This window comes from Enterococcus moraviensis ATCC BAA-383, assembly GCF_000407445.1.
Lineage (GTDB): Bacteria > Bacillota > Bacilli > Lactobacillales > Enterococcaceae > Enterococcus_L > Enterococcus_L moraviensis.
Genome location: NZ_ASWB01000001.1, coordinates 93,668 through 106,040 on the forward strand (window position 1 = coordinate 93,668; position 12,373 = coordinate 106,040).

The 12,373-nt window shown below is 32.4% G+C and carries 12 protein-coding genes and 1 other annotated feature; of the genes, 8 read left to right on the forward strand and 4 right to left on the reverse strand.

Going from position 1 to position 12,373, the window contains the following annotated elements:
* Positions 1–12 precede the first annotated feature (12 nt).
* Complete coding sequence (locus tag I586_RS00480; protein ID WP_010765146.1) at positions 13–1,056, reverse strand: hypothetical protein; 1,044 nt, start codon at positions 1,054–1,056, stop codon at positions 13–15.
* Positions 1,057–1,659: 603 nt separating this feature from the next.
* Positions 1,660–2,538, reverse strand: coding sequence for a LysR family transcriptional regulator (locus tag I586_RS00485; RefSeq protein ID WP_010765145.1), 879 nt, complete (start codon positions 2,536–2,538; stop codon positions 1,660–1,662).
* Between the two features lie 122 nt (positions 2,539–2,660).
* Between I586_RS00485 and I586_RS00490 the strand changes: the two genes are divergently transcribed.
* Positions 2,661–3,239, forward strand: a complete 579-nt coding sequence (locus I586_RS00490; protein ID WP_010765144.1) for a sugar O-acetyltransferase — start codon at positions 2,661–2,663, stop codon at positions 3,237–3,239.
* Positions 3,240–3,358: 119 nt separating this feature from the next.
* Here the strand turns inward: I586_RS00490 and I586_RS00495 are convergent, their stop codons facing one another.
* Positions 3,359–5,005 carry a glycosyltransferase family protein gene (locus tag I586_RS00495; RefSeq protein ID WP_010765143.1) on the reverse strand — a complete coding sequence of 549 codons (1,647 nt, stop codon included), beginning with the start codon at positions 5,003–5,005 and terminating at the stop codon, positions 3,359–3,361.
* Between the two features lie 344 nt (positions 5,006–5,349).
* A complete protein-coding gene (locus I586_RS00500; RefSeq protein WP_010765142.1) occupies positions 5,350–6,264 on the reverse strand; it encodes a helix-turn-helix domain-containing protein in 915 nt (304 codons plus the stop codon).
* A 668-nt stretch (positions 6,265–6,932) separates the two neighbouring features.
* Here I586_RS00500 and I586_RS00505 point away from each other — a divergent pair.
* The 7 genes from I586_RS00505 to I586_RS00535 all read left to right on the forward strand — a co-directional run bounded on the left by I586_RS00505 (position 6,933) and on the right by I586_RS00535 (position 12,347).
* Positions 6,933–7,250, forward strand: a complete 318-nt coding sequence (locus I586_RS00505; RefSeq protein WP_010765141.1) for a hypothetical protein — start codon at positions 6,933–6,935, stop codon at positions 7,248–7,250.
* A 75-nt stretch (positions 7,251–7,325) separates the two neighbouring features.
* Positions 7,326–7,373, forward strand: a sequence feature (sodium ion sensor (DUF1646 type); this cis-regulatory element may regulate processes involved in with the transportation of sodium ions).
* A gap of 171 nt (positions 7,374–7,544) precedes the next feature.
* A complete protein-coding gene (locus I586_RS00510; RefSeq protein WP_010765140.1) occupies positions 7,545–7,871 on the forward strand; it encodes a hypothetical protein in 327 nt (108 codons plus the stop codon).
* A complete protein-coding gene (locus I586_RS00515; RefSeq protein WP_010765139.1) occupies positions 7,858–9,861 on the forward strand; it encodes a V-type ATP synthase subunit I in 2,004 nt (667 codons plus the stop codon). Before I586_RS00510 ends, I586_RS00515 begins: the two co-directional genes overlap by 14 nt.
* Before the next feature lie 14 nt (positions 9,862–9,875).
* The gene (locus tag I586_RS00520; RefSeq protein WP_010765138.1) at positions 9,876–10,349 is read left to right on the forward strand and encodes a V-type ATP synthase subunit K; all 474 of its coding nucleotides are present in this window, start codon (positions 9,876–9,878) and stop codon (positions 10,347–10,349) included.
* Between the two features lie 13 nt (positions 10,350–10,362).
* Positions 10,363–10,944 (forward strand): hypothetical protein, encoded by a 582-nt coding sequence (locus I586_RS00525; protein WP_010765137.1) that lies wholly within the window; start codon positions 10,363–10,365, stop codon positions 10,942–10,944.
* Positions 10,945–11,044: 100 nt separating this feature from the next.
* Entirely contained in the window at positions 11,045–12,046 is a 1,002-nt protein-coding gene (locus tag I586_RS00530; protein WP_010765136.1) for a V-type ATPase subunit, read from the forward strand.
* Positions 12,036–12,347 carry a V-type ATP synthase subunit F gene (locus I586_RS00535; RefSeq protein ID WP_010765135.1) on the forward strand — a complete coding sequence of 104 codons (312 nt, stop codon included), beginning with the start codon at positions 12,036–12,038 and terminating at the stop codon, positions 12,345–12,347. Before I586_RS00530 ends, I586_RS00535 begins: the two co-directional genes overlap by 11 nt.
* Positions 12,348–12,373: the final 26 nt, after the last annotated feature.

Consider the following 12,373-nt stretch of genomic DNA (forward strand, 5'->3'; position numbering starts at 1 on the left):
TAAATGAATTTTCTATTTTAAATAGAATTTTTTTTCAAAAAGTATATTCTGTGTTGGTTCTTCAAGCCCATTTTCATTATCAACTACCCAACCTGAAAATGAATTTTTTTTCTTTCTTTTTAAAAATTCTTGAATTACAGTTGTCGTAAACAATAGGATAAAAAATATAATAGCAGAAGCTAAAATTCTATCTTCAGTTTTTTTTGGTTCAATTATATAAATGGAAATCGACCATGAAAAAATAAATTCATAATAAATGAATTTTATTCTATCAAACTTTATAAGGATATCTTCTGAAATTTGTTTAGACTCTATATCTTTCACACTAGAAAACAGCCGAAGAATTGTTTTAGGTGTGAGAAGGAAAGAAAGTAGCGTGGTAAGTATAGATATAGAGCCAAAATTATTTTTGTCAATTATAGAAAATACATATGAGAAAAAAAATATCAAAGATAAAACAAATAATTTTCTTAACAGACGCATTAATTTTTCTTTTACCGAAACATCTTTCTTTTGTAGGGATTCAGGTAAAAAAGAATTAAGCAATAATGAAGTGGCAATAGGTAATAAAAATATCATCATAAGTGATACTATTACTGCTAAAGAATTTGTTACAGGTGCTACTGCTTCGTAAGGAAAAATACCGGGAAGATTCAAATTAAAAGTATAAACTAGAAGATTATGAATATCTGCAATTATGGCATTAAGCCAAAATAAAGTGGTTAGAAAAAGTAATATTACTGTTGGAAAAATTAAAAAAGCTAATAACAAGTATCTGCGTTTAAATGCTGAACACATATTTTTGATATAGACAACAAATAGGAAGATATTTAGTAATAAAAAAATACTACTAAAAAATAATTCCAAAATAACAGATAACGAGGACGTAACAAAACTCAGAATTAATTTTATTATAGATAGCTCTAATATGCCGAATAGTAAAAGTAAGAATACAGGTGACAAACAATAAAAAATTTTTTGATAATGATGGCTGTCCATGCTGCCATCTGAAAGTTTAGTAGTCAATTTGGTATATAATAATTTTATTTTATGCAATATCATCATCTCCTTGAATATAATAATAAACTAACTACCAGTGCTTATGCAATATTTTATTTATATCCATGTTTACCATAAGTCATTAATTTTAAACAACGTTTTATTAAAAAAAACTCTCCTGAACATTACAGAAGAGCAGACTTATTTGTATCAATTACTTACCCAAGATTTGATGTAGTTTTTGATGTAGTTCTGAATCCGTTGAGGGATTTCATAGAACCATTTTTGTAAAAATAAGATTGCTATTAAAATTATCAAGTAGCTATTTTGTCCAGTTAGCACGCAATGGCACTAGTTATTTTGTACTCCCGCCGTCTCCATTTATTTTATGGAGACAGACAGTAGAAACGTTGATGTACAGAGGTTTGTACAGCGTTTCTACTGTCTATTTTTTTGCATTGAAGTAGCTAGTGAAGTTGTTTTAACTTATTGACCAACATTGTTCACAAAAGTACTCTATTGATAGTGTGTTAAGGAGCTCAATCACACGCTCACAGCCTTAAACATAGCTCAATCCAACAACCTTTTTTCAACCAAAAATGAACTTCCAAAAGAATGAAGGCTGTGAATCATGTTGTTTTTCTGTTAGCGCGGTAAATTCTACCTTGTATTGTTTTGATTTTTTAGTCTACGTAAAAATTCTTTTGCAGCGCTGGAAAACACTTGATTTTTTTTCCAAACAATATTGATATTCGCGGTTAATGCTGGTGAAAAGGGGATAAATGTTAGAGTTGTATTTGTTGTATTTACGATATTATCAATACAAAGAACACTTGCGACACCTTTTTTTGCCAACAAAGAGGCATTATAGAGTAGATTGTACGTGCCGATGATGTTAAAGTAATCTAAATTTTTTCCCAACCATTCAGATAATTGAGTATCAACCAATGACTGATTTGAAATGAGCAAAGGGGTATCTTCAAGATCTTTTGCCGTAACTGTTTTCTTATTAGAGAGTGGATGAGTTTTATTCACTAAAATTCCCCAATGATCAATTTGTGGTAAGCGAATATAATCATATTTTTGTTTTTCTACAGGATCGATAACTAATCCAAAATCTAAAAGCCCTTTATCCACTTTGTCTAAGATGTCATCAGCGTTTCCACTAAAAATGTGTATATCAATTTCTGGATAGGTCTCTCTTAACTCGTGTAAAATCTGCCCAATGAACTCGAAAGCTTGCGTTTCACCTCCACCAATCGCAATCTGGCCATTGATTCGTTCATTTTTAGTGAGGTTCGTTGTAGTCAATTCGACTAATGAAAGGATTTCTTTGCCTCTATTCATCAAATAGACACCATCTTCGGTTAATGTGATGGATCGGTTTCCTCTAATAAACAGGGTCACACCTAACTCGTCTTCTAATTCTTTTAATTGTTTTGATAACGTTGGTTGAGAAAGGTTTAACACTTCAGCGGCTTTGCTAATCGTCTTTTCTCTTGCAACGGTTAAAAAATAGGTTAAGACACGAAATTCCATTGTATTACTCCTTCCTATAGATAAAAAGAATGGTTGGATATGCTTTATTGGTATTAGTTAAGTATAAATGATTCATGTATACTTTGGATAGTGAAAAGTAAGAGCTATGAGGAGGAAAATAAATGGAAGATATGAATTTGCAAAAAAAGTTGATTGGAAAAGAGATTTTGAAAGATGCTAGCTTATTTGAGGAAATTCATTCTATTAAGAGGAAGAATGAAGAATGGCTCATGAAATTGAATGCGCAATATTATCCAAATCAAGAGAGACTTGAGCTACTGGAGAAAATTACGCAACACTCAATTGACTCATCAGTTGAAATTTCACAGCCATTTTATAGCGATTTTGGCCAACATATCAGATTTGGCAAGAATATTTTTATTAATCAAAATGTGACATTTGTAGATTTAGGCGGCATTACGATTGAGGATCACGTTTTGATTGGTCCTGGAACGAGTTTAATAACGGTAAACCATTTAATTTCACCTGAAAATAGACGTGGTATCAAGGCGGAACCCATCCATATCAAAAAAAATGCATGGCTTGGGGCAAATGTAACGGTTTTACCTGGGGTTACAATTGGAGAAAATTCAATCGTTGGTGCAGATTCAACTGTGACAAAAGATATTCCAGAGAACGTTATTGTACTTGGGAGCCCAGCTAAAGAAGTTCGAAAGATTAACGAACGTAATAATTTTTAGAACGTAATTTCCACTGAATACATGGCATTATAACATGTGGTAGACGATAGAAAAAACGTTAAAGCGAGTTAAAATAGGCTCGCTTTAACGTTTTTTCTCAAAGGAAGAACTAGTGCAAATTACCTAAAGAAAGATTTTTTTCGAATGATAGTGAAAAAAAGTAAGGCAATGGTGAACAGGACAGAAAAAATGACAGACACTTTCTGAATGGGTGTTTTTTTGTAGGTTATACGAATATCATTAATACCTTGACTAAGTTTGACTGTGACCAAACCGTTTTTGTTGTAATTTTCAACGACCTTCTGATTTACTTTTACTTCGTAACCTTTGTAATAAAATTTGGGTAGTTGAACTTCTTGGTTACCATTGATTCGTACCGAATATTCACTGTGATTGTACTTGTTTATCGTCTTTTGAGATGGATTGACATAAGGAATCCCATCAATAATTAAATTAGGAGAAGAAAAATACGTTTTAAAGTCAGTATCTTTTACGAGATATTCTTTACCATGACCAATTTCTGAAGCATAAAAATCAGTGAAATTATCATTCGTTACGGTAATATTATTTTGTACTTTACTTTGAATCAAATTATTGACATTAAAACCAAGTGTTAAAAAGCTTGTTAAAACAATGAATAAAAGAACATCTTTTTTTGAAAGTAGCCGAAATTGCTCGATTAAAGAAACAGCCAATAAACTAGCGAAAAAGGAAACGAACAATAATAATCGCCAAGGAAACTGAATCGTTGCTAAAATTGAATCGTTGAAAAGTCCCCAAGGAAAAAGGTTTGTAGCAAAAACGATCATTGCAAGCGTAATAAAAAATAGCTTTTTGTTTGTGGAGGATAATTTTCGATAGTTCACTGCAGCAACAATCAGACTAACGAGAAGAAATAGTCCGATATTAGGTTTTAATTCTGTAAAAGGTGCACTTAAATTGGCCAAACTATTTACAAATAGATTGCCCAGGCTAAAATTTAAGCCACTAGCCCATAATGTAATAGTACTAAAATTAAACGTCAAATGGTTTATTTGCTCTAAATAGGGAAATAAAAACCAAGCAGATAGTCCAACGGCTAAAAGAGTCGCTTGAAGAATACTCTTGATTTGAGCAACTCTGCATTTTTTCCAGTGGATCAAAAAAAAGATGAGCAGTAAGATGACTGAATAGAAAGCAGTGATCAAGTGACTAGCAATCAATAAACTCATACCGACTCCGAGTAACTGCCAACGATGTTTATCACTATAAAAAATCGAGTAGACCCCTAATGCAACTAGAGGAATAAAAGCAAAGGCTAGCGTTTCGCCCAATGCCGCTCGAACAGATTGATCGATCAACCGATAGGTCGAAAGTGTGTAAAAGGAAGCGAATAACAAAGCTTGTTTGCGAGAATTCTTAATCGTGAATAAAAAATAATAAGAAGAAACTGCGGTAATAAAACTGATCAATAACTGATATAAATAATAAGAGGGGACATATGAAAGCCCCAATATTCTAAATACTGCAAATGGCAATAACAAAATAGAGGGATAAAATAGATCAGCCCCGTAACCAAAATTTAAGCCCATATTAGAGAATATACGAGGAAAAAAATCCCAATGCCGTATGGCCAGAGTATAACTTTCCAATCTTGTTCGATGAAATATAAGATCATCTTGACTGAAAATATAGTTATTAAAAAAATAAGGGAAAATAGAAATGACACTAATCAAAAATAAAGCGGATAGAATGATGATTTTCGTCTTTTTTTCTTTTATATCCAATTAAATACGCCTACTTTATAATATTATTTACTCTATTTTAACAGAAAATATGCAATTGTTTAAAATATTTATTATAAGTCAGGAAGGTTGATTGAAATATTTATGAAATTGTAAAAAGCCCACTAAATAAATGATTAGTGAGCGAAATTTAGGTGAAAAAGCTGGCTATCTAAAGTAGTTTACAGCCAAATATACAAAAAAACGACAAATATTAACTAAGAGGTTGAAATTAATAACTTTATGTAGTATTATGAATATACCCTAACAGTATTTTCATTTTACTCAATCCGAGTAATACTCCTTATCCCACCTTGAAAAAGGTGGGATATTCTGTTCTCGTATAGTCAACTATCTTTTAAAATACCAACAGAATAACTACTTAGCATTTTTTTGCTATCTCTCTCATGAGTGAGCATTTTTACTTCTTTTTTTACTTCTTGAGCTTGCATAATATCTCCTGCATTTTCTAATAGATGAATAAAGTCATAAACACGCTCCATGTAATGTGGTTCACCTTCAAGAAGATAATTTAGGAGATTGTTTAAATACTGTAAATTTAGTTTGAAACTATAATTTTCATTTTGTTTGTCTTGCTTTTTTGCTAATTTAATATATTTTTCTGCACTTGCATAATCTTTTGCATAAAGTCTCAGTGAAATAAGGTTAATCAAAATATTATGAGCAAACTTTTTGGTAGTAAAGTCACGTTGTTCTTCATAATTAATTGGGAATAGTTTTGATATAAGCAAATCTTGCTGTTTTGTATTTATAAATCTAATAAGGTTATTGGTAATTACATAATCATACTGAAGATAAAATGATTTGTCCAAAAGATGTTTAAAAGTTTTGCTGATTTCTTCAGACGTTAGAGATTCAACTTCCTCCCAATTACCATGAAAAAAATTTTTAATTGCAATATAGTTGGATAGTTCTCGTAAAGTTTTTTTTTCTTTATCCTTTAAAGAGAAATAGTAAGTAAGTAATTTTTGTTTAGTTGTTTTATTTTCTAAATGAGTTGCACAGTAATAATAGTATTTTCTAAAATGCTGTTGCTCTTTATCAAAAGTAGCAAAAGTAAAGAATTCTTCAGAGTTAATTGAGATATGACCAAGTATTTCTTCGAGCTCACTGACTTTTAACGAACGCGTGTTACTCTCGATTTTTGAGTATGTAGAAGGATCGGTATAGTCAGGCATCATTTCACGTTGCGTAAGCTTTAATTTTAATCTGAAAAAACGCAGAGTTTCATTGATATTCATAGGTATTTCTCCTTTCTTATGCGATTATAGCACATAAAAAGCAGTAAAACTTTATTTTTTTTTAAAAAATCCAAATAATTAAAGATTTTCTTGCTAATTTCGCATTTTGTTGCTTTTTTACTTTTCAATCTCGGTGTTGTTTGTTATTCTTTACTTAAGGAAAATTATTTGTTTGCAAACACTGATTTTTTTATTATAAGTTGGAGGTGTTATGATGGTTTCTTTTTTTATAGTAATAAGTAGTGCTATTGCTGTGTTTACTGTTTCCGCAGGAGGCTAAAACAATCTTTTTATAATCAAAAAAATTTTGTAAACAAAAAATTTAACTAAAAAATACTAAAATGTATAAGTAAAAAGTGCGCAACACAAAAGTTTAAAATAATAGCTTCTGATTTACTTTTCCTGTTGAATGAAGTAAATCAGAGGCTGTTATTTGTTTTGGTTTTAATTAGTTAAAAGGATAGGGTGAACCCTAGTAAATTATGACTATATACAAAAATAAGTGAAAAAGAATTTCTTGTTTAAGATTGTTTAACTTTTAATCTTTTGCTATGATAATGGACGTTGAAGAAAACGAAATTGCGTAAAAAACCAAAACTTGGGAGAAACCTAAGTTAAACAGCTTTCCTAAATCTATTTTTTTGTTTGACGTAGAGGAGAAAATATATATGAAGAAAATCACTGCTAAAATGGTTAATATGTTAGTAGAAAATAAAAAAGAACGATTTGTAATCATTGTTAATCACTGTTTTTATTACATAGAAAAAGGACATATTTATCGATTCCAACAACACAATAATACAAAAATGCTTACGGTACTGGGTTCATTTTATGACGGAGAAATAGAGAATGAACAGATGATCACTGCGTTGCAAAAAAGTATTATCGATCAAATGCAATATGATTGGTTTACAGATGTGTGGAAAGAAACGTTCTTTGAGCGAATCAATCGTTCTTCATCCGATTTTGACGCATTCTTTTTTTAGTTAGGAAAAGTGGATACACAAAGCAGTTGTAATTTAGATTTTTTTTTGCTAAGATTAGTTTATATGAATAAAAATGGTTGGGCGCAAGCTTCAAGGATCATGTTCTTCAAGGGGTGAGAAGAACGGTTTTTTGAACTTATGCCCTTTTTTTATTTTTTCAATCAAAAATGAAGGGAATAGGCTGTGTTTCTAGTATATAGAGGCACATGTTATTCCCTTTTTGATTGTATAAAAAAGAGATTCATACAATAATAAAAGTAAATACTTAGTAATCAATTGATTGGGGTGAATAAAATGGTTTTAGAAGCATTAGATAAGATTCGTGAAGCAGAAGAAGCAGTCGAAAAGAAAAGGCAAGCGATCAAAAAAGAAATCGATAGCTATGAACAAGAAAAGAACGCAGTATTTCAAAAAAGACAACAAGAAAGCCAAGTAAAAATAGCTCATTTACTTCATGAAATCGAGGAACAAAAAACAGAACAGCTTCAAAAAGAAAAAAGTCTCCTAATAAGTGATGCACAAAAGCAAAATCAAGATTTTAGAGAAAAGTATGAAAAGAACAAAGAGGTAGTTATTGATCACGTAATAGAAAGGGTGAAAAATATCTATGGCAGTCAATAAAATGGAAAAAATAACGATCATCGCTGAGTCCGAAAAAGAAGAGATGATTCTTCAAGCAATTCAAGGAATGCAGGCAATAGAGATCAAAGATTTTTTTCATTCAAATGTAGATAGTTCTTATATAAAAAAACATTTTGCCTCAACATTGTTAGAACTAGATGGAAGCCAAAAGAAACGATTTCAAGAGATGCAAACTGAAATTCAGGAAGCATTGACGTTCATCGAACGCTATTCAGAAAAGACAGCAAAAAAGAAACGAGTAAAAAGACAGACCTGCACGCTAAGTTCATTGGAAAAAGGATTTGATGCGGTAAAAATCACTGGCTATCTAAAAGAAATTGCTACATTAAAAAAGAAATTGGCATTGATTGAGACAACAAGAAAAGACTTGCTTGCAAAAGAAAAGTGGTTAGCTCATTGGCAGTATTTAGATATTGTTCCAAATAAGAATTCACTTGAGAGCACTGAACTGTTATTAGGATCAATCAGTTCAGCCAATCAGTCAGAGTTTTTATTAGAGATAGAAAAAATTTCTTCTGTTTATATAGAAGAAATTTATCATAGCCAAAATCATGTTTATTATAGCTTGATCTATCTGAAAAATATGGAATCTGATTTGGATGGCGTGCTTAATCAATATAGTTTTCATCCATTTGAGTATCCATATGATATATTGCCTAAAGAGGCCTATCTTGAAAACAAAGAGGCACTTACGGCCCTTGTTAAAGAAGAAAAACAAGTGAAAATCAACTTATCAGCGTATCGTGAGCATTTAGAAGAATTATATTTAGCTGAAGAGATGACCTATGCACTGATCCATCGTGAAGAGGCTAAAAAGCATTTGCTGAATACTTCTTATTTTTTTATTATGCAAGGTTGGATTCCAGTAGATGAGAAACAGGAATTATCGTCAGTCTTAAAAGAGGTTTTACCTTCTGATGAGGTGTATATGGCGTTTGATCAGCCAACTAAAGATGAGATCCAGTCAGATATTCCAGTTAAACTAAAAAATAACGGTTTAGTAGCTCCCTTTGAGATGCTGACGGAGATGTATAGTTTACCTAAATATGATGAAATCGATCCAACCCCAATCATGACACCTTTTTATATGGTCTTTTTCGGTATGATGGTAGCGGATATCGGGTATGGGTTAATCATGTTACTGGGTGCCTTGATTGCCTTGAAAACACTTGTGTTACCTAGAGGAATGAAACGCTTTGCTGATTTTTTCCTAATATTGTCATTTCCAACAATTGTTTGGGGGTTTATTTACGGCTCATTTTTCGGAGGTGCATTGCCAAAAATACTATTTGGTATAAACCTGCCGTTTCCTATTTTGTCCACGACCGAAGATGTGAATACAATTTTGATTTTATCGGTGATTTTTGGATTTATCCAACTGTTGACCGGATTGATGGTTAATGGGATCGAATTAACGAAACGAAAACGATATCTGGATAGTATTAGTGAAAGTTTTGCGTGGCAAGGGTTGCTTATAGGGATTTTGATTGTTGTATTAGGGATGATGTTATTTGATAACGATGGTTTGATGACTGCCGGAATAATCGTAGCGGTTATTTCAGCATTATCAATTGTAATCGTACCGATCATCCAAACAAAATCTAAAATCAAAGGTGTGGCAAAAGGTCTCTATAATTTATATGGGGTAACGGGTTATATTGGAGATTTAGTAAGTTACACTCGATTGATGGCTTTAGGCATTTCGGGCGGAAGCATCGCCGCGGCGTTTAATATGTTAGTGGCATTTATGCCACCTGTTGCCCGATTTACAGTAGGGATCTTACTAATCATTGCGCTACATGCGTTAAATCTCTTTTTAAGTTTATTGAGTGCCTATGTTCATGGTGCGCGCTTACAGTATGTAGAGTTTTTTGGAAAATTTTATATGGGTGGCGGTCGTGCATTTAATCCCTTGAAAACAGAAGAGAAGTATATGAACATTGAAAAAAAATCTAAAGTAAAAGAATAGTGGAGGAATAGAAGATGATTGATTACTTAATTAACAACAATGGTGGAATTTTGTTCGCAGTTTTAGGAATGGCAATGGCAACGATTTTAGCTGGTATTGGATCAGCTAAAGGTGTTGGGTTTACTGGGGAAGCAGCTGCTGCTTTAACAACAGAACAACCTGAAAAATTTGGGCAAGCGCTGATTTTACAATTATTGCCTGGTACACAAGGCTTATATGGATTTGTTATCGCCTTTTTGATTTTTATCAATTTAAACAATGATATGTCAATGGTCCAAGGATTGGATTATTTTGTTGCATCATTACCGATTGCATTTGCTGGTTTATTCTCTGGAATCGCGCAAGGCCGAGTTGCTGCTGCGGGTATTCAAATATTAGCAAAAAAACCTGAACATGCAACAAAAGGGATCATTTACGCTGCCATGGTAGAAACGTATGCCATTCTTGGGTTTGTTATCTCATTCTTACTTGTCCTAAATGTGAAGTAATAGGAGGAAAAAAATGGATGCAATCGAAAAAATTGTAGAGCAAATTCTGGAAAAAGGTCAAAAAGAAGTGTCTGACTTAAAGAAAATTGAACTTGAGCGAATCGATCAAGAGTATCAGGAACAAGTAGAAGCGTTACTCTTACAAGAAAGTAAACTGATCGAAAAAAATAAAGAGCAAACAATGAAAGCTTTTAAACAAAGGTCGAACCGCCAACAATTAGAAATCAAACAGGCAACATTAAATCAAAAACAAGCATATTTAGAACAACTTTTTTCAGAAGCTATTGAGCGAATGAATCATTGGACAGAGTCTGAGTTTCAAACGTTCGCCAAACAAATTATTGCACAGTTGACCATTGAAGGGGAAGCGCAATTGACATTAGGTGCGTTTTCTAAAGGGAAATTATCGGATAAATGGGTGTTAGATCACTCTAGTGAAAAATTGAAATTGACTTTGGATGAAGAGGTTATTCCAAATGAAGGTGGATTTATCATTGCAAAAGAAGGAATTGAGTATAATTTCTTATTTGCAAGCTTAGCACAAGAAATCCAAAAAATGGAAAGTTTTAAACTGGCGAAAATGCTGTTTCAATAAGATAGTAGAGAGAATGGAACAAACATCGCTTAGTTATACTTTTTTATGTCTATTCAGAAGGGAACGAGAGCGTTCCGTTTTGAAATTTAGGAGGATCATGATGAAAGAAACTGCGTATAATCAAATCAATCCTTTGATTCGTCTTAAAGAAACAGAGTTGTTGAGCTCTACTCAATACGAACAATTATTACATGCAAAAGATATGAATGAATTGAAAGATATCTTAAAAAATACAGTTTATGGAAGTTACATGACAGATGATTTTGCTGAAAGATTCGAATATATCTATTCAAAAGAAAAAGGCAAACTCTATGAATGGTTATATGAAATGGCACCAGAACCAGAAGTGATTACGATTTATACATCCAGAGCTACATTTCATAATTTAAAGGTTCTAACGAAAGCGGAACTAACCAAACAAGAGCTAGATTATTTGTTTATAGAGGATGGGTGTTATTCGATTGAAACGATAAAAAGTGCAATTCGTACACGCGTTTCCACTGAGCTGCCGCAAGCATTGATGAGTGCGATTTTAGAAGTATTAGATTATTTTCAAGAATCAAATACACTTCAAGCAATCGATATCATATATGATCGTAATTTCTTGACCTTTCAGCGACAATTGGCAGAAACGATAGGAGACAAGGACATTTTAGCAGAGGTTCTAGCGTTTATCGATTTAACCAATATTTCGATTATGGCTAGAGGAATTGTACAAGGACAGAGTGAAAATTTCTTATCAACTGTCCTATCTAGTTCAGGCAGCATTTCTAAGAAAACATATTTAGACTATACAGAACAAACCTTAGCAGACTATACGGAATTTGTTCTTAATACGAAGTATGGCGACCTTTTTACCCCAATTGTTTCTACTGAAACAAAAACAATCGATTTGGTGGCTTTTGAAAAAGTAAAAGATGATTATCTAACGAGTTTATATGAGAAAGCGAAAATCATGGCTTTTGGTCCATTACCGCTACTTGCGTTTTTAAATGCCAAGGAGATCGAATGGAAAAATTTACGGTTGATTTTGGTTAGTAAAAGGAGTCATTTTCCTATTGATGTCGTAAGAGAAAGGATGCGTGTGACAGATGGCTTATAAAATTGGCGTGGTCGGTGACAGAGATTCTGTTATGCCCTTTAAATTATTTGGCTTTGACGTTCGTTATGCAAATACATCAAAACAAGTAAGAGAGACAATCGAATCAATGGCAAAACAGCATTTTGGCGTTATTTTCATCACAGAAGATGCTTCTGAATTAGCAGTTGAAACGATTGAACGTTATAAAAGTGAAGTCACACCAGCGATTATCTTGATTCCAAGTCATAATGGAACGAAAGGCATTGGCTTAAAAGCGATTCAAGACAATGTGGAAAGAGCGGTTGGACAGAATATATTGTAAAAAGTTGAAAGCATATTCAGCTTTAG